A 17,768-nucleotide genomic window follows, 5' to 3' on the forward strand; every position below is an offset into this window, starting at 1 on the left:
CCCCTCACCGGAAAGATTCGCTTTCGACCTCTCCCCGCAAGCGGGGAGAGGTGAACAAATCAAAGACATCGCTGGGGAGAAGACAATGAAGAAGGCCGTCTGGGCTGCACTGATTGCTGTTCTCGCTGTGACCGGTGCCGCGCGGGCCGATGACTATCCCTCCCGTCCTATCACCATCATCGTGCCCTTCGCGGCCGGCGGGCCTTCGGATGCAATGGCGCGCGTGCTTGCCGAGCGGATGCGGGTGACGCTGGGGCAGCCCGTGGTGATCGAGAACGTCACCGGCGCGGGCGGCTCGATCGGCGTCGGCCGTGCCGTGCAATCGCCGCCGGACGGCTACACCATCTCGTTCGGCCACCTCGGCACCCACGTGGCCAACGGTGCCGTCTACAAGCTCAAATACGACCTCGTCACCGATCTCGAGCCGGTGGTGCTGCTGCCGAGCAACCCGATGATCGTGGTCAGCAAGAATGCGGTGCCTGCGACCTCGCTGAAGGAGCTGTTGGACTGGCTGAAATCACGGCCGTCGCCGCCGACCGCAGGTACAGCCGGCGCGGGATCCGGCAGCCACATCGCCGGCGTCTATTTCGAGAACGTCTCCGGCATCAAGCTGCAATACGTGCCGTATCGCGGCACCGCGCCCGCGCTGAACGATCTCATTGCCGGCCAGATCGATATCATCGTCGACCAGACCTCTAACTCCATCAACCAGGTCCGCGCCGGCACCATCCGCGCCTACGCCATCACAGACGACAAGCGCCTGGCTTCGGCACCCGAAATCCCGACCGCGGAGGAGGCGGGCCTCAAGGGCTTCAACATGACGCTGTGGTCCGGCATGTGGGTGCCGAAGGGGACGCCGAAAGAGATCGTGACCAAGCTCAACGCCGCGGCCGTGGAGGCGCTGAACGATCCTGCGGTGAGGAAGCAGCTCGAAAGCCAGGGCCTGGAGATGACACCCAAGGATCAGCTCACGCCCGAAGCACTTGGCGCTCGCCAGAAGGCCGAGATCGCCAAATGGTGGCCGATGATCAAGGCTGCGAACATCAAGGTGGATTGAACCGGGCGGGCGTTTCCTGGCGGCCGCGCGCTCACTGCGTGGTTTCGTGACCTGCTGCCAGCGCACGGTCCAGGCACTGCATCAGATCCGAGGCGGCGAACGGCTTACCTAGAAAACAGATTGCGCCGGCATTCAGCGCACGCACACGGACGCTCTCATCCGGGAAAGCTGTGATGAAGATGAACGGCGTGGCCGAACCCTGCGCGCGCATCTGCGTCAGCAAATCGATTCCACTCGTTACCGGCATCTGCACGTCCGCGATCACGCACGAGGTGTCGTTCGAATCGGTCGAGCTCAAAAATTCCTCGGCCGAGGCGAATGTGTGGACGATGTATCCACGCGATTCCAAGAGATTGTTGATCGCGACCCGAACGTAGGGGTCGTCGTCAAGCACCGAAATGACCGAAGCCACTGACAAGACGTCCGCTCCTCGCCGGGGATTACGCTTGCCGTCGCCGCGGCTACACTTAAGGTGGACCTGCCGATCACGATTGGAAACTCATACTTAGGTTTGTGCGTCCGACTTGTTGGGGCGAATCCCGAGCGCCTCGCTCATTCTCACCAGGTCGGCCAGCGATTTCGCACCCATCTTCCGCATGATCTGGCCCCGATAGATCTTGACGGTGATCTCAGCCAAACCGAGCTGGGCGGCCACTTGCTTGTTCATCAGGCCGGACGTCACCAGCGACAATACGTCTCGTTCCCGCGAGGACAAAGACTCGAAGCGTGATCTGACCGTGGAGACTGTCCTGTTGAGGTCGCGGCGCTTGCGGTCTCGCTCGATCGCGGCCTGGACCGCGTCCAGAATGTCCTGGTCGCGAACTGGCTTGGTGAGGAAGTCGATCGCGCCGCTCTTCATGGCCCGAACGGTCATCGGAATATCACCATGGCCGGTGATGAAGATGATCGGCGTATGGATATTTGCCTTGGCAAGATCGGCCTGCAGGTCGAGACCGCTAACTCCCGGCAGACGGATATCGAGCACGAGGCAGCTGGGGACGTCTGGCGGCTTGGCCTGCAGGAGTTGCGGCGCAGAGCCGAATGCTTCGACCTTGAGGCCGACCGATTCGAACAGGTTGGTGAGCGCACGGCGCATGGACGCGTCGTCGTCGACGATGAAGACGATCGGCTGATCGCCATCCTCCCTGGGCGGCGAAGGCTGCGCGCGCTCGGTCACGATGCGTCCTCGCGATGGAGCGGCAGGGTGATCTGAAAAGTCGCTCCGTGCTCCTGGTTCGGCATGGCGGAAAGTCGTCCGCCATGGGCTTCGATAATGGAGCGGCAGATCGACAGGCCCATGCCCATGCCGCTGGACTTCGTGGTGAAGAACGGCATGAACAGGCGGTCCATTGCCTGTTCGTCGATGCCGATGCCGCAGTCGGATACGCTCACCAGCACCGCGCCATTGTCGTCGGTCGCTGAACGGATCGCCAGCTCGCGCGGGCGGTCATCGATGCCTTCCATGGCCTCGATCCCGTTCTTGATCAGGTTGATCAGGACCTGCTGCAATTGAATTCGATCGCCAAAGATCCTGGGCAGAGCCGACGACAGCTCCATGCGAACCGAGACGGCGTGGCTGGCCATCTCGCGCTGAACGAGCGCCACAGCCTCGCGCACGACCGCGCTGACGTCGAGCGGAGCCATTTCGATATCGGAACGCTTGGCGAGCGCCCGAACGTGACGGATCACGTCGCTGGCACGCTTGCCGTCCTCGATGATCCACTCCACGGAGCGGCGGGCCGCCTTGAGGTCGGACGGACTGCGCTGCAGCCAGGCGAGGCAGGCATCGGCGTTCGCGATCACGGCGGCGAGCGGCTGATTGATTTCGTGAGCAATGGAAGCGGTCAGCTCACCCAGTGTCGTGACGCGCGTGACATGGGCGAGCTCGGCTTGGGCCTTGCGCAGCGCGTCTTCGGCCTGATCGGCCCGGATGGCCGCGGTCACGTCGGTGCTGACGCCGCGATAGCCCAGGAAGGTGCCGTCGGCGTCGAAGAACGGCTTGCCGCTGGTCCGGATGTAGATCGGCTGACCGTTGCGGTCTTTGCTGCGATACACCAAGTCGCGGAACGGGACATGGGCGTCGAGCGCCGCCCGATGTTGTCGCCATTTTTCGGGTTCGAGAGCGGCGTCCGGAGCAACGTCCCAACGCGTGAGTCCGATCAGGCCGGCGGGGGCGGTGTTGGTATCGGAGTGTTCCGATATCCGAGTAACCCGATGGTCTGGCCCCGTTTCCCAGAACCAGTCAGACGCGGTTTCCGCATAGTCGCGAAAGCGCTGCTCGCTGTCACGCAGCCTGCGCTCTGCCTCTTTGGTCGCCGTGATGTCGGTTACCGATCCGACGAACTCCACGTGACCGCCGGCATCGCGCATCGCTCGGGCCACCGCTCGGACGTATTTGATGGAACCGTCGGGCATCACCAGCCGGTATTCGTGATCGTAATCCTTCCCCTCGCGCGCCGCCCGGCCCGTCGTCCGTTGCACCGCGAGCCGGTCCTCCGGATGGATCCGCTGGAGCATGAATGAGATCTCAGGCCTGGTCTCCTCGTCGCATTGGAAGATGCGATAGGTCTCCTTGGACCAGGTGATCTCGCGAGTTGCGGCCTTCCAGCCGAAACTGCCGGTGTGGCTCAATTCCTGTGCCTGGGCGAGGTAAGCTTCGCTCTGTCGCAGCGCATTCTCCGCTTCCTTGCGCTCGGTGATGTTCTCGCAGGCGACCAGTACGATTGGCCCGCCATTGGCCCGCAGCATAGCCTTGGCGTTCTCTCGCACCCACAGCACCGAACCGTCCTTGCGAACCTTCCGGATTTCCCAGGTGTGTGACTGATCAACGGTCTCAAGGCATAGCGCGACACACGCCCGGACAGTAGCGCGATCCTCCTCGAAGAAGACATCCAGCACCGATCGTCCGATCAGCTCCCCGGGCGTATAGCCCAGCTGCGCGGCGCCAAACGTGTTCACGTTGATGACAGTTCCGGCCGGGTCGACCATGAAGTACATGACCGGGTTATGCTCGAAGACCTGCTGCCACTGCTTCACCGCCTCCAGCAGACCGGCGTCGCCGGGTGCAACGCGCGGCTTAGCAGTAACAGTGTGCCTGACGCAGCCGACGAGGTATTGCGCGGCTGACTTCCCGAACGCTACTGCTGCCCGGCCCGGCTTCATCGCAGACGCTCCCGGCGCTCTCTGCGTGAACGCAAGTAGAGCACGTTGCCGACGGAGGAGCAATTCCAGCCAAAGTCGGACGGGCGGTGACGGCGGTCGCCTTGGAATTGACCCCTTGTCCATTGCGGCGCATCAAGTTTTTCGCGGTGACCGTGCAGCCTGCGCGTCATGCGCCGTCTCGTTGAACGCGGGCCGGTGCGAGAGTCCATCCGGGCAAGTACGGGACAAACCTAGGTATAGCTTCTCCAATCCTAGTCATGTCGGCGATTTACTTCCGTACAATTGAGCGCTTCGTGCCCGGCGGACTAGCGTCATGACTATCGGGAGTGTCGACCAGCCAATCGCAGCGGTCGTACGGGTAGCGGGTCTCAGACCTGCGGGCCGAAGCCTCTCACCGAGAGGCAGCGACCGAGCAGGAGGCCGTTCATTTCTCGAGGCAGCTGCGATCGCGGCAATTCACGACCCGTGTGAGGTCGAACTGACAAAAGCGAAAGCAACAGAGGGAGAGAACAATGTGCGATACATCGGTACTTCCTGGGCGTCGCCTATCGGAGTCCGAACGCTGTTCTTCGATCAACGGCTGTGCGGTGTGCGGCGGCAAGTTCGGCCTGATCCGCCATTATTCGTGGCGCACCGCGCTCTGCTCCAAGAAGTGCGTCGATCGCTTCCGCACACGCCGCGAACGTGACCGCCGGTGGCTGTTCCAGGCTCAAGTCGCCTGAGGTTGAATTGGAGAGCTGACATCGTTCCGAAGGTCTGATCCGGGAGCCCGTGCGTTGAACCGCTCATGCAAGCTCTTGTGCTCGATGGTTCTCCTCGGCTCCATTGCGACGGTCCAGGCACAGGAGGCGGGACACGGCGCCGCTCATCGCCAGCATCCTCCCCAGGACCAGGCGCTCCACGAAAAATTCTATTCGACCTGGCACATGCCGGACAATCCGAGCCTGAGTTGTTGCAACAGCGCCGACTGCTATCCGACCGATATCAAATACATCGATGGCCAGATCTATGCGCGGCGCCGGGAGGACGGAAGATACATTCTGATCCCTCCGCAGAAGGTGGAGCGAAACAGGGATAATCCGGACGGCCGAAACCATCTTTGCGCTCCACCGCCCGCACTGTCTCCGCTCGACAGCGTTTACTGCTTCGCTTTGGGAGGTGCCACATGAGATTCGCGTTCGTGCTGGTCAACGGCCGGACCCCGTTCCGGAAGACGTGGTGCATGCAGTGCTGCGAGCCGATCAGCGGCAGCTATCTCCGCGAGATCGCGACCCGTCTGCCTTACTGCGACCATCAGTGCTACGCGCTGTTCTGCGAGGCGCTGGCGAAAGATGGCGTGAGAGCGGTTTCATGAAGTTCGTGGTGGTCAATCACGAGCCTCCGTTGCACGCGGCCACGTGCAGCACATGCTCGCGGCCTCTCCGCTCCGGCTATGTCCGGCATGCGCGGACACAGCGCCGTTACTGTGACTACGATTGCTACCGGCGCGGCGAGCTCGTCACGTTGTTGATGCAATGGTCGGTGCCTGCGCGCACAGAACCGGCCGCCGGCAATGTCGAGCTCACCGCTGGCAACATGATCGAGACGTTGGCGGTCCTGAGTGCCGTCTGGTGCTGGAGCTGCACGATCAACACCTGGACCTTCGCAAGAGTCTTGACCGGCGCATATTTGGACGGCCGCGATCTGATCACGATGGAAGGAGGTGACACCTAGCTGCGCGACTGCACTCGCGTGGAAGCCGCAGCACCGTATCCCTGCGGGCGCCGCGTCCAGCCCCGGCGGCGCCGACTAGGGAGCAGGTGCTGCGGCCGCCACGGGTGCCGTTACGCCGGCCTCGTGCGTGACCACGCGCTGGTCGCTTTTGCCGGCGACCATGCCGCTGCCCTCGAATCTTGCGCGGTAGACCAGCACGTTCTCCATCACGCGCTGGACGTAGTTGCGGGTCTCCGACAGCGGGATGCGCTCGACCCAGTCGACCGGATCGACATTGGGATCCCTGGGATCGCCGCGCGCCTGCACCCATTCGCGCACGCGGCCGCGGCCGGCATTGTAGCCGGCGAAAGTCATGATCTGGTTGCCGCGGTATTCCGAGAAGAGCGCACTGAGCTCGGCCGCGCCCATCTGCGTGTTGTAGACGGGATCGGAGACCATCTTGTCCCAGTCGTAAGTCAAGCCGAAGCGTTTAGCGGTGTCGCGGCCGGCTTCCGGCGTCACCTGCATCAGCCCGACCGCATTGGCGGGCGACTTGTCGCGCTGATCGAACGAGCTCTCGGTGCGCGCCACCGAATAGATCACGCTGGTCTCGATTGCGGGTGCGACCTGCTTGTGCTCGGGGATGCCGATGGTCGGGAAGGCGTAATGGTCGAGCGCGAATCCGCGCGCCAGTGCCGACTTGCCGACCACCAGCATCACGCGCGCATCGTTGCGCCGGCCGGCGAGCTCGGCGAGCGCTTCGAGCGCGGCGACATCGGTGCTCTCCTTGGCGAAATCCTCGGCGTAATAGAACACCATGTCGCGCTCGCCGATGCCGTAGAGCATGTCGGCCGCGCGCACGCGCTCGTCCGCAAGCTGCGTGTCGGCCGAGGCCAGCACAGGCGAGGGCGGACGCAGCTCGATCCGTTCGAGGCCGAGCTTTGCGCGGGCAAGCTGGCCGTAATAGGCGGTCTGATAGCGCGCCGCCGCCCGATAGCTCATGCGGGCATCGGCCATTGCGCCCATGGCCTCAGCGGCGCGGCCGCGCCAGTAATGGGCCCGCGACAGCGCGATCGGATTGGCCGAGCCTTCGTCGATCGCGGCGAAGTGCACCATCGCCGTCTTGGGATCGTCGAGATAGCGCAGCGCGATCCAGCCGCACATGAAGTGGTAGTCGATGCGGTAGACTTCCTTTTCCGGCACCGCGGCCCGGCGCACCACATCATAAGCGGTTCTAGACTTGCCCTGGTCGAGCAGCTTGCGCGCGAGCAGGCGGCGCTCGCGCCACCCGGCATCGGTGTCCTGGGCGGCCATGGTGTCGGGTGCGGCGGCGAGGATCACCTCGGCGGCGTCGTCAATGCGGTCCTTCTGGAGGTGCCATTGCGCGCGGCACAGCACGTAGCCGAGATCGCGGCGCGCTTCAGTCGGTACGTCCTCGAGATAGTCATTGGCCTTGCTCGCCTTGCCGGTGACCGCAGCGCAGGCCTTGACGATCGCGAGCGCATCCTCGCCGAGCCGTTTGGCCGCGCGCCTGGCGCCGGCATAGTCCTTGGCGCCCAGACGCTTGTCCATGCGGGCCCGATGATCGTCCGCCGTGAGGAGATCACGGAACGCCTCGTAAGCGTCCTCCTCGCTGCGCTCCGACAATTCGTCGGTGCGCCAGGCGTCGCGCACGAGCCGCGCAGCCCTGTCGGTCTCGCCTTCAGTGAGCAGCACGCGGGCGAGTGCGAACTTGCCTTTGGCGCTGGTCGGCCGGTCCATCGTGAACTTGTGTATGGTGGCGGCGTCGGCCTTCTCCTGCCACAGCCGCGCCTCCGCGCGCCGGCGCAAGAGCGCGCTGCTCGGCCAGTCCGGATTGGCGGCGAGGAAGGCGGCGTAGCGCTTGAAATTCGCGGTGCTCTCGGAATGCCGTAGCATGAACCAGTCGGCGAGCTTCTGCCCGGCGGGGTCAGCGATGCGGTCGCGCGCCGCGCTCGCGTCATCCGTCTTGCCCTTGCGCGCGAGATCGATGGCGTCCTTCAGCGCGGCGAGATCGCCGGTCAGCGGTGGCAGTGCCGGCTTGTCCGCGGGCTCGTCGCCCGTCTTCTTCGACTTGCGCTTGGCCTCGGCGTGCTTGCCGTGTTGCGCTTTGCCGGCGGAGGCATGGCGGTGCTTGCCGGCTTTCGCCTCATGCGCCTTCTTCAGCGCGGAGGATTTTTGGCTGCTCTTCGCCGCCAGTTCGGTGGGAAGGAAGGCCATCGCGGCCACGGCAACGACACACGCGAGCGAGCGTAGGCACTGGTTCATTGGATGGTCCCCCCTGCGAAACCACTACAAACCAAGGTCCGCGACGACATGCGGCTTGCGAATCAAAGCATCGAACGATGCATCAGCATCGTGTCGCATCCTCAAGCTGTCGCAACAATGCGGCAAAATACGGATTGGAACTCGGGAACTTCCGAAACGGCGGAAGAGGCAGCGGCTCTAACCTTTGTTAACGATCAGGGCTCGCGCGACGGTAGTGGACGGTTCAGGACGTCAGAGCACCCAGATTGCGCGTGTTCCCACGGCCAAATCCGGTGTATGAGTTCCCTCGGTTCATCCTTTCAGCCTTTGCCCTGCACCTATGCCGATTTTCAACCAGTCGATCCGGCGCAAGATCGTCGGCATCGCTCTCGGATTGATCGTCCTGATGCTGATCACCTCGATCCTGTCGATGGTGATGTCGAGCCAGGTCGGCGTCCTCCTGGACGAGCTCACCAACCGTTACATCCCGGCCTACAGCCATCTGGCGCGTGCCAACATTCGCTCGCTGGAGCGGGGGCTGGCGTTGCGGCGGATGGTCATGACCAGGATGGAGGCGCCGTCGGACGAGGAGGCCTATGCGGCGCGCCTTCGCGACTTCGAGGCCTCGGACCGCAAGATCGAGGAGGAGGCAGAGGCCGCGCGCAAGCTGATCAACGCGATCATCGACGACCCCAGGACGTATTCCGACAATGCTGCGCTGGGGCGGATCGATATCCGCATCGAAACCGCCGTCGCTGAGCTGCGCCGCGACCTGAGCGAGGACCATGCGAAGCTCCTCAAGCAGGTCGACGCGAGGCAGATGACCGAGGCCCGCGGCACGCTGGAGCACATTGACGTGCTGCGCGACCAGTTCAACCGGAAGATCGATGCGATTCGCTCCGACATGCTGACGCAGGTCTTCTTCTCGACATCGCAGGTCATCAGCCGCCAGCATCAGGCGATCATCATCTCGGGCATCGTGACCTTGCTCGCGGCGATCGTCGGATTTGCCTTTGCGCTGCTAGTGAGTAGCGGCATCACGCGCCCGGTACGGCTGCTGCTGGCCGGCACCCGCGAGGTCGAGGCGGGCCGGTTCGACAAGCCCATCACCGTCTCCACGCAGGATGAGATCGGCGAGCTTGCCGCGGCCTTCAACCGCATGATCGAGCAGCTGCGCCGCAACGAGCGTATCCGCGAGACCTTCGGTCGCTACATCGATCCGAAGGTGGTGCAGGGCCTGATCGACCGGCCGGAGGTCGCCATCGACGGCCAGCGCCGGGTGATGACCATCATGTTCTGCGACATGAGCGGTTTCACCTCGATGAGCGAGGGCATGACCCCGCGCGGCCTCGTCAAGGTGATGAACCACTATTTCACCGTGATGTCCGCTCCCATCAGGAGCAATCGCGGCGTCATCGACAAATATATCGGCGATGCGATCATGTCCTATTGGGGCCCGCCCTTCATCGAGGAGGACGAGCAGGCGCTGCTCGCCGGGCTTGCCGCCGTCGAGATGGCCGACCAAGTGCCCGCGCTGCAGAAGCAGTTGCCGGATCTGCTCGGCATCCGCGCCATGCCGGCGCCGTGCGATCTGCGCATCGGCATCGCTACTGGCGAGGTCCTGACCGGCAGCATCGGTTCCGAGCTGATGATGAGCTTCACCGTGATGGGCGACGCAGTGAATCTCGCCTCGCGGCTCGAGGCAGTCAACAAGGTCTACGGCACCCGCATCCTGATCTCGCAGCCGACTGCGGATGCGATTGGATCGCGCCTCGAATTGCGCGAGATCGATCGTCTGGCGGTCGCGGGTCAAAGCGCGCCGCAGCCGATCTTCGAGGTGATGGCGAGACCGGGCGCGCTCACCGATGCGCAAGTGAGCCTGCGCACGCACTATGCCGAAGGTCTCGCCGCCTATCGCGCCCGGCGCTTCGACGAGGCCCGCGCCGCCTTCAATGCGGCGCTCGAGGCGGTGCCTGGCGATGGCCCTTCGCGCGCGATGCTCGGCCGCATCACCCAGTTCGCGGCCATTCCGCCGGATGCCAATTGGGATGGCGCCTGGCGGCTGGAGCAGAAATAGCCGCGCCTCCGGTCCGGCATGCCGGATCGGAAAAAAAGATGCTACTCCATAACGATGTTCGCCGTGACCTATTTCCCGGGCTTAGGTTTGGCGTCCCTGAGGCGTCTGATGGGGACACGCCGATGACACATCTTGAGGACAGGCTCGAACGGTTCGAGACGCTCACCGCCGAATGCGAGCTGATTGCCAAGCTCGCCACCGACAGCACCAAGCGCGAGTTCTATTTGAGACTCGCGGAGCAGTACCGGCAGCTGGCGGCAGATATGCGGCAGGCGATCGCGAACAGGGCTGCGGCCTAAGCCGTCTGCAATCCGTTTTTAACGTTTGGCGCGCATCCTTGAAGCATGCGGGCGTCGCTGATCGGCGATGGCTCGCGGTGGGAAGGCCGGGGCTCGTTGCAATGCAGCGTGCCTCGCGAGTGTCATTGCCATGACTGACAGGGCAATCCCATGCGCCTCGTTGCAGTGATCATATTCGCGCTCATGACGGCAGCCTGCGATCAGGAGCAGGACATCACCGGCTCGACCAATTCGACCTGTCCGATGCGAAACTACAGCTACAATCCACGCGACATGAACCAGTGCGTCAGCGCCTGCAAAGCGTGCGACCGCGGCACGACGGTCACCTGCACGACCTCCTGCACCCTCAAGGGAGCCCGCTGAGCGGAACCGCCTTCTGCTTTGCAGGGTCGCAACCGCGCCATCCCCCGCCGGCATCGTCCGCACTGTCTCGACCTGAAGGGTCGATCGGAGCTAAGGGGGGCATCGGATGAGATTCGCAAGCTTTGAAATCAACGACACTGCATCATGGGGGCTGGTGGAGGGCGACACCGTGGCCGATCTCGGCGCGTTGCTGAGGGACCGCTACCCCGACCTGAAATCGGCGATCGCCGCAGGCGTCCTTTCCGAGGTCGCCGCCTCAGCCGCCGGGGCGAAGCGCCATCGGCTGGCCAGCATCGCCTTCCTGCCCGTCGTCCCGAACCCGGACAAGATCCTCTGCATCGGGTTGAATTACGAGAACCATCGCAAGGAGACCGGGCGCTCCGAGGTCGAGAACCCCACCGTGTTCGGCCGTTTCGCCAACAGCCAGACCGGCCATCTCACCAACATCATCCGTCCGAAGGTCTCGACCCAGCTCGATTTCGAAGGCGAGCTCGCCATCGTGATCGGAAAGGCCGGCCGCTACATCCCGCGCGCCGAGGCGTGGGGCCATATCGCCGGCTATGCCTGCTACAACGAGGGCAGCGTGCGTGACTACCAGCGCCATACCCACCAGTTCACGCCGGGGAAGAACTTTCCCGCCACCGGCGCCTTCGGTCCGTTCCTGGTGACGCCGGACGAGGTTGGTGAGGTCGGGCCGCTGCGGCTCCAGACCCGGCTCAACGGCGAGGTGGTGCAGGATACCACCATCGACCAGATGATCTTCGATATCCCGCGCCAGATCGAATATTGCTCGCAGTTCACCCGGCTCGAGCCCGGCGACGTGATCGTTACCGGCACGCCGGGCGGCGTCGGCTCGCGGCGCACGCCGCCGCTCTGGATGAAGCCCGGCGATGTCGTCGAGGTCGAGATCGACAAGGTCGGCTGTTTGCGCAACACCATCGCCGACGAGGCCTGATGCTTGCGGATGCGGGAACCGCGAGCCCAGGATCGCGGCCGGACCTAAGCTGGCGGTGTTTCGGCACCGGAACGATTCTCATGAATTAATCATTGAATGTGGCGGGCAGGACGCGGAGTCCGATGGAATGGGTATGCTCGATCCCGGTCGATTTCTGGTGTCGTGCTCGCATTGCGATGCCTGGCCGATGGCGGCCAATGTGAAGCGGTCGAGCTGGTCGGCGTCCCCCCACGAGGTCCGCTTCGTCTGCACGCGCTGCCGCCGCGAAGAGACCGCGATCGTATCGGCCTCCGGCGAATTGACGCCGATCAAGCGCGTCGATGTCCCGCCACACGATGTCGCTGTCGCCTGGGCGCAGGCCCAACGTTTGCGCGGGCGGAGCTGATGATTGATATCGTCGGGTACTCTGCGCCCGGCTCGCGGTGCTCTTAGCAGCCACTAATCGACAAGCAGATTCCCGCCAACGGCACGATCGATCTCAAGCTCAGCGGTCAATTTGAGCACCACGTCGGTAGCTCAGTGGCAGCAACGCGCTGAACGCGCTCTACCACGACTACGCGATCGCAAGCACCTTCACGGACGGCCGCTTCAGCGCCTATCCGCTGCCCGGTCGCACCTATCTGCTCAGGGGCGGTGCCACGTTTTGATTTCGACGGGGCTGTCACAGCCCCGCAAATGAACTAGATTGGACAAGAAGGAGATCATCTATGGCGCTCAGCATCCTGCCGTCTCACGCGGGCCATCTGCGGCTTCCGGTGGCACCGCGCCTTGCGCTGGTGTTCTGCTTTGCGCTGCTGACAGTGTCATGCGCGCTTGCGAGCTTGGCGCTCGCCTGCGCAACGCCATTCGCGGCCTTCGCGGTCCTCGCGGCCGCGATGCTGCCGTTGCGCCCGGCGCTGCTCGTCGTTACCGGCGCCTGGCTCGTGAACCAGAGCATCGGCTTCGGCGCGCTGAATTATCACATCGATGGCAACACCATCACCTGGGGCTTTGTGATCGGCGCGGCAGCGGTGCTGTCCACCCTGGCAGCCTCTGCAGTGCTCCGCATGTTGCCGCAGGGCCGTATGCCTCTGATGCTCGCGATGACGCTGTTCGCTGCCTATGCAGCCTATGAGCTCGTGCTGCTGGCCGCGGTGCCGTTCCTAGGCGGAGAGGGCGCCTTTACCGCTGCCATCGTCACGCGCATCGGGCTGACCAGCGCCGCATGGCTCGCTGCCCTCGTCGCCGTCTGCGAGATCGTGCGCCTGGCTGATCCGCTCGGGCGCAAGAGCGCGATGTCGGCCTGAGCGGCGCTCTCGTCGTCTCGTTAGTCCGGATGGAGCGAAAGCGTAATCCGGGGTCGCTCGCCCGGCATCTCGCACTGTCCCGGATTGCGCTGCGCTCCATCCGGGCTACAGGTCCGGGCCTGTTTCGCTTCTCTGTCAACCCATTCGCGCGAAATATTCCACTTTACCGAAATTCGGAAATAGCGTATGTGTCGGCCATCCCGGCTCATCCTCGAGGGGCGATCATGAGGTCGTCATTGTTGCGAGCCGGGCTTGCGGTGGACGCAGCAGCGTCGTGTACGAGATGTCAAGGGCAGGGCGGATTGCTCTCCGTGAGCCCGAAACTGCGTGCGGACGAACGGCGCTGTCAGGTTGGTCTCGCCTGTAAGTTTCCGGCTCCGTCGACAGGGCTGGGAAAACTGCGGCGAAATGGCGAACCGTGCGTACGGCAAAACCGTGTGGTCCTGGCCGTCGTTGCTACGGTCAAGCTCTTGCGAAGGCGGCAGTCGCGTCAACCGGCGCGATGCCGGTGAATTTCGCAGGGGTGAGGGAGGCCAGAAGGAACTCGGCTCCCGGGAGCAACTGTGTTGAAGTAGACCGGTGATCGAGCGGGCTCAAGGCTGGCGCTGTGCGCCCCGCCTTCGGCGGCTGACGGCCTTGACCCCGCCCGCTCACCGGTCTTCAGGCGGTGCATGCGCTCGGCTGAGGCCGAGCGGGTTCGCTCAGTTCGTAGCGGCGAGCATCCCATTTCTGGCGCCGGGCGATCATGGTGTTGAGAATGCCGATGAGCTTGCGCATGCAGGCGGTCAGCGCAACCTTCGGCTCCTTCCCTTTAGCGATCAGACGATCATAGAAGGCTATGATCACAGGGTTGTGCCGCGTCGCAGCGCCGAGGCAAGCCATGTAGAAGAGATTGCGAACCTTTCGGCGTCCACCTTTTACATGGCGATCACCGCGTCGCTTCCCGCTGTCGTCATCGTAAGGAGCTGCTCCCAACAGCGCAGCGGCGATCCTGTTGCTCACCTGGCCAAGTTCCGGCATCGCGGCGACCAGACCGGCGGATGTGATCTTGCCGAGCCCTGGCACGCTCTCGATGATCTCGGCAAGTTCGGCCAAATGTGGCGCGGCCTTGATCATTGCGGCGATCGCAACCTCGAGCTTGGCAACTTCGTCTGCGATCTGCTTTAACAACCGAGCCTGCATCTGCTGGACGATTTTGGGGGCGGCATGCTCGCCCCTATTTTTCAGGCTCGTCTGCAGATCGAGCAGGCTCTGGCGCGCTTTTACGACCTGCACCAGATTCTCGCGGGCCGTGTCATGGGCCTGATCTGGAGCATCGGTGAAGGTCTCGGCAAACCAGGCGATCATCTCCGCATCGATTGCATCGTTCTTGGCGAGTTGTCCGGCTGATCGAGCGAAATCACGCACGCGCTTGGGGTCGACGATCCGGGCTTCGATGTCGGCCTGACGCAGCGCCTTAGCCCACTCTCGCTCGTAACCGCCAGATGCCTCCATGACCGCCTTGGCAACCTTGTATTTGCGCAGCCAGCGGATCAGACCGCGCCGTCCTTCTGCAGTGCTAGGAAACGTCTGCCGTTGCGACACCGCGCGGATGCATGCATCCACCTTGTCCTTGGCCACATCGATCCCGACGACAACGCCACCGTTTTGTGCCATCATCCACTCCCTTCCTTGCTCGGTTCGGGCTCGAAGCCCATGCAACTGTTCGGGTTGAGGAAGACACCGGATCTGTCCCACGCTCCCGGACAGGCTCTCAAGGCCTTTGAGCACGGTCGGGCTCAGATCCAGCGACGGGCGGTTGGTCAGAACCGCCCGTTGGCGTTTTTTGGCACAATTTGCAGACACAAGAGCGTGGCATAAGCCGTCCGACCATCGCGCAGGGAAGGCCGTGTGTTGGGCTTCACCTGTATGCTGCTGTGCGGTCTTTTTGCGCGTGCCTTTTGCGCAGCGGACCGCGGGTGCGAGGTCAGCACCCGGCCTTCCCCATAGGCGTTAAGGTAGCGCGAGCATCGATTGATACGGACGTTTTCGAGGAGGCTCGCGCAGGTGCCGCCCAAGCGCTCGCTTTCTGCGGCGGAAGCAACGGATGGTTGGTTGTGGAATGATCGCTTGTAGCAAGGATGCAACGAGTTGTTGCAAAACACGCCAAGCGCCAGGTGCCGTCAGGCGGCCTGCATCCAGCGGGGAGAGTCCTCGAAGTCGCGGGCAAGCGGCTCGAGCAGCAGGATGATCAAGAGGTGTGCCAGCAAGTAGGGCTTGGCGGAGCGCGGATCGGTTCCAGGTGGCGTCTTGAGACCAATCAGACTCTTCAGTCGCTTGAAGCCAAGTTCGATGCGCCATCGCAGTCGATAGAGCGCGAGTACATCCTTGGTGGAGAACTCGTCCCGTGCGAGCGACGTGACCAGAATGACCCAATCCGCGGCTTCCAGAGTTTCTTTGGAGATGACGCAGTTTTCGTCTTGTGCGTCGCGCCGGGCTTTACGACGCGAAGCCGCGACTGCACCGGCGGGCTTCTTGACTGCGACCAGACGCATAGCCAGAGGCGCACCGTCCTTGCGTTTGATCCAAATCCTCCGATCGATCAGTCCGTGCGCCTTCGCCGCACGCAATTGGGCCATCAGATCGAACGGAAGGCCTTTGCCATCAAGCCAACGTGCGTTCTTCCAGCCCGCTCGGATCAAAACGTCTGCCCCGGCGTCGCGGACAGCGGCGATGCGGTCAGGTTGCAGATAAGCGCGGTCAGCAATGCGGATCTCGTTCTTGACCACCGGTATCCGGTCAAACGTTTCGCCCTCTTGCTGATCTGTCAGCTCGAAGTGACCAAAGCGCTCATATGGCAGATCGAATGCACTATGAACGCGCCAAAGCTCACTGTTCCTGCGCGCAGCCGGTCCTGCCTGAGGCACTGTCGTCGCATCGATAATGCGGATCAGGCGGCCTCGGCTCGCCTTCGGGGCTGCCGCAGCCAGCAAGCCCTCCACCAGCACTGCAAACCAATCGCCACATTGACGCAGGCGATAGAACAACGCCACGCTGCTGAGGTCGGCAAGGCCAACAGAAGCGGCCCACGCGGCTGTCGATCTCAACCCTCTTTCACCCAGACAATAGGCCAGCATCAGCCGAAGTAACGACACCGCATCTGGAATTTGGCGCCGCCGCACGAAAGCCTTCGTCTGGCGCGCACTTATTTCAAGCTGCGCAGCCCCGCCGAGCTGCGCAACCACTCTCGTCCAGTCCTCGTTCAGAAGCGATTCGTCTGCCATCCCGCCTTGGAATCACGTGTGATTCCAATACTCAAGAATAAACTTAACGCCTATGCGGTCTTCCCTGCGCCCTTGTGTCCCCGAAATCTGCCAGAATGTGGCAACGGGCGGTTGGATCAGAACCGCCCGTTGCCGGAACTGAGCCCGTTGCGCCCAAAGGCGACAGAGCCTGTTAAAGAGCAAGGGACAGCTCCGGTGTCTTCCTCAACCCGAACAGTTGCAAGGGCTGCGAGCCCGTACCAGGCAAGGAAGGGAGTGGATGATGACACAAGACGATCTGGTTGTCGTCGGCATCGATGTCGCCAAAGACAAGATTGATGCGTGCATTCGGACCGTAACGGAGCGGAAGACTTGCCCGACAACCGCGGCGGGGCGACGGAGCTTGATTGCATGGCTTCGCAAGCATCGGGTCGGCAAGGCAGTGATGGAGGCAAGCGGCGGCTACGAGCGGGTATGGGCCAAGGCGTTGCGCCAAGCCGGGCTGGAAGTACGGATCGTCGATCCCAAACGGGTTCGCCACTTTGCGGAATCGGCGGGACGCCTTGCTAAAAATGACAAGATCGACGCAGAGATGATCTCCTGGTTCGCCGAGACATTCAGCGAGGCTCCCAGCCAAGTCGACGATCCCGCTCACGAGGAGATGAAGGCACTGGTGAAGGGACGCCAAGGCCTGATCGACGTCAGGGCTCGCCTGGAAATGCAGAACGAGCATGAGGCGCCGGCCCTTGTTCGGAAGGCTCGCGCGCGTCTTCTTAAGAAGCTGGCTGACGAAATCGCCGCGATCGATACCGCGATCGCGGCGACGATCAAGACAACGCCGGACTTTGCCAAACGCGCCGAGATCATCCAGAGCGTACCAGGCTTTGCTGAGGGGACCGCAATGGCGCTGCTTGGAGGCCTACCGGAGTTGGGGCAGGTGAGCGACGAAGTTGTCGTCGCGTTGGTGGGCGTTGCTCCTTATGACGACGATAGCGGCAAACGTCGAGGTGAACGCTGCATCAAGGGTGGTCGCCGCTGGGTGCGGAACGCCCTCTACATGCCCTGCATCGGCGCCGCGACGCTGAACAACCCGGTGTTCAAGGCCTTCTATGAGCGCCTGATTGCCAAGGGCAAGCCGCCAAAGGTCGCGATCGTCGCCTGCATGCGCAAGCTGATCGTCATCCTCAACACCATGATCGCTCGCGGCGAGACGTGGGATCCGAAGAAATACAGGTTGGCCTGACGAGCGCGCCTTCTCGTGCTCGGACCTCGGCCGAGCGCATGCCAAGCCCAAAGACCGGCGTGCAGACGGGGTCAAGGCCGTCAGCCGCCGAAGGCGGGGGTGCGCCAGCACCAGCCTTGAGCCCGTC

The 17,768-nt window shown here is 63.2% G+C and carries 17 protein-coding genes; 11 read left to right on the forward strand and 6 right to left on the reverse strand.

Going from position 1 to position 17,768, the window contains the following annotated elements; all coding sequences use genetic code 11:
• Positions 1 to 85: 85 nt before the first annotated feature.
• Positions 86 to 1,057, forward strand: coding sequence for a tripartite tricarboxylate transporter substrate binding protein BugD (locus P6U29_RS20560; protein ID WP_407119201.1), 972 nt, complete (start codon positions 86 to 88; stop codon positions 1,055 to 1,057).
• A 31-nt stretch (positions 1,058 to 1,088) separates the two neighbouring features.
• On the opposite strand, the gene P6U29_RS20565 is transcribed toward P6U29_RS20560, so the two are convergent.
• From P6U29_RS20565 to P6U29_RS20575, 3 genes are all read right to left on the reverse strand, one after another.
• Positions 1,089 to 1,475, reverse strand: a complete 387-nt coding sequence (locus tag P6U29_RS20565; RefSeq protein ID WP_407119202.1) for a response regulator transcription factor — start codon at positions 1,473 to 1,475, stop codon at positions 1,089 to 1,091.
• Positions 1,476 to 1,562: 87 nt separating this feature from the next.
• The gene (locus P6U29_RS20570; RefSeq protein WP_407119203.1) at positions 1,563 to 2,234 is read right to left on the reverse strand and encodes a response regulator transcription factor; all 672 of its coding nucleotides are present in this window, start codon (positions 2,232 to 2,234) and stop codon (positions 1,563 to 1,565) included.
• Entirely contained in the window at positions 2,231 to 4,219 is a 1,989-nt protein-coding gene (locus P6U29_RS20575) for a PAS domain S-box protein (protein WP_407119205.1), read from the reverse strand. The genes P6U29_RS20570 and P6U29_RS20575 overlap by 4 nt, the downstream gene beginning before the upstream one ends.
• A gap of 512 nt (positions 4,220 to 4,731) precedes the next feature.
• Between P6U29_RS20575 and P6U29_RS20580 the strand changes: the two genes are divergently transcribed.
• The 3 genes from P6U29_RS20580 to P6U29_RS20590 all read left to right on the forward strand — a co-directional run bounded on the left by P6U29_RS20580 (position 4,732) and on the right by P6U29_RS20590 (position 5,932).
• A complete protein-coding gene (locus P6U29_RS20580; protein ID WP_407119206.1) occupies positions 4,732 to 4,941 on the forward strand; it encodes a hypothetical protein in 210 nt (69 codons plus the stop codon).
• 443 nt (positions 4,942 to 5,384) lie between these two features.
• Positions 5,385 to 5,573 carry a hypothetical protein gene (locus P6U29_RS20585; RefSeq protein ID WP_407119207.1) on the forward strand — a complete coding sequence of 63 codons (189 nt, stop codon included), beginning with the start codon at positions 5,385 to 5,387 and terminating at the stop codon, positions 5,571 to 5,573.
• Positions 5,570 to 5,932, forward strand: coding sequence for a hypothetical protein (locus P6U29_RS20590; RefSeq protein WP_407119208.1), 363 nt, complete (start codon positions 5,570 to 5,572; stop codon positions 5,930 to 5,932). Before P6U29_RS20585 ends, P6U29_RS20590 begins: the two co-directional genes overlap by 4 nt.
• A gap of 75 nt (positions 5,933 to 6,007) precedes the next feature.
• On the opposite strand, the gene P6U29_RS20595 is transcribed toward P6U29_RS20590, so the two are convergent.
• The gene (locus tag P6U29_RS20595; protein WP_407119209.1) at positions 6,008 to 8,197 is read right to left on the reverse strand and encodes a transglycosylase SLT domain-containing protein; all 2,190 of its coding nucleotides are present in this window, start codon (positions 8,195 to 8,197) and stop codon (positions 6,008 to 6,010) included.
• Positions 8,198 to 8,516: 319 nt separating this feature from the next.
• On the opposite strand from P6U29_RS20595, the gene P6U29_RS20600 reads away from it, so the two are divergent.
• From P6U29_RS20600 to P6U29_RS20625, 6 genes are all read left to right on the forward strand, one after another.
• Complete coding sequence (locus tag P6U29_RS20600; RefSeq protein WP_407119210.1) at positions 8,517 to 10,253, forward strand: adenylate/guanylate cyclase domain-containing protein; 1,737 nt, start codon at positions 8,517 to 8,519, stop codon at positions 10,251 to 10,253.
• A 122-nt stretch (positions 10,254 to 10,375) separates the two neighbouring features.
• Positions 10,376 to 10,552: a hypothetical protein gene (locus P6U29_RS20605; RefSeq protein ID WP_407119211.1), complete on the forward strand. Its 177-nt coding sequence runs from the start codon at positions 10,376 to 10,378 to the stop codon at positions 10,550 to 10,552.
• Positions 10,553 to 10,702: 150 nt separating this feature from the next.
• Positions 10,703 to 10,915, forward strand: a complete 213-nt coding sequence (locus tag P6U29_RS20610) for a hypothetical protein (protein WP_407119212.1) — start codon at positions 10,703 to 10,705, stop codon at positions 10,913 to 10,915.
• A 106-nt stretch (positions 10,916 to 11,021) separates the two neighbouring features.
• The gene (locus tag P6U29_RS20615; RefSeq protein ID WP_407119213.1) at positions 11,022 to 11,870 is read left to right on the forward strand and encodes a fumarylacetoacetate hydrolase family protein; all 849 of its coding nucleotides are present in this window, start codon (positions 11,022 to 11,024) and stop codon (positions 11,868 to 11,870) included.
• 127 nt (positions 11,871 to 11,997) lie between these two features.
• Positions 11,998 to 12,255: a hypothetical protein gene (locus tag P6U29_RS20620; protein WP_407119214.1), complete on the forward strand. Its 258-nt coding sequence runs from the start codon at positions 11,998 to 12,000 to the stop codon at positions 12,253 to 12,255.
• 322 nt (positions 12,256 to 12,577) lie between these two features.
• The gene (locus P6U29_RS20625; protein WP_407119215.1) at positions 12,578 to 13,156 is read left to right on the forward strand and encodes a hypothetical protein; all 579 of its coding nucleotides are present in this window, start codon (positions 12,578 to 12,580) and stop codon (positions 13,154 to 13,156) included.
• A gap of 660 nt (positions 13,157 to 13,816) precedes the next feature.
• Here the strand turns inward: P6U29_RS20625 and P6U29_RS20630 are convergent.
• Both P6U29_RS20630 and P6U29_RS20635 read right to left on the reverse strand, forming a co-directional pair.
• Positions 13,817 to 14,815, reverse strand: coding sequence for an IS110 family transposase (locus P6U29_RS20630; protein WP_407119216.1), 999 nt, complete (start codon positions 14,813 to 14,815; stop codon positions 13,817 to 13,819).
• 503 nt (positions 14,816 to 15,318) lie between these two features.
• The gene (locus P6U29_RS20635; RefSeq protein ID WP_407119217.1) at positions 15,319 to 16,419 is read right to left on the reverse strand and encodes an IS4 family transposase; all 1,101 of its coding nucleotides are present in this window, start codon (positions 16,417 to 16,419) and stop codon (positions 15,319 to 15,321) included.
• A 259-nt stretch (positions 16,420 to 16,678) separates the two neighbouring features.
• Between P6U29_RS20635 and P6U29_RS20640 the strand changes: the two genes are divergently transcribed.
• Positions 16,679 to 17,641 carry an IS110 family transposase gene (locus P6U29_RS20640; protein WP_407115511.1) on the forward strand — a complete coding sequence of 321 codons (963 nt, stop codon included), beginning with the start codon at positions 16,679 to 16,681 and terminating at the stop codon, positions 17,639 to 17,641.
• Positions 17,642 to 17,768: the final 127 nt, after the last annotated feature.

Source organism: Bradyrhizobium sp. LMG 9283 (assembly GCF_045571415.1).
Taxonomy (GTDB): Bacteria; Pseudomonadota; Alphaproteobacteria; order Rhizobiales; family Xanthobacteraceae; genus Bradyrhizobium.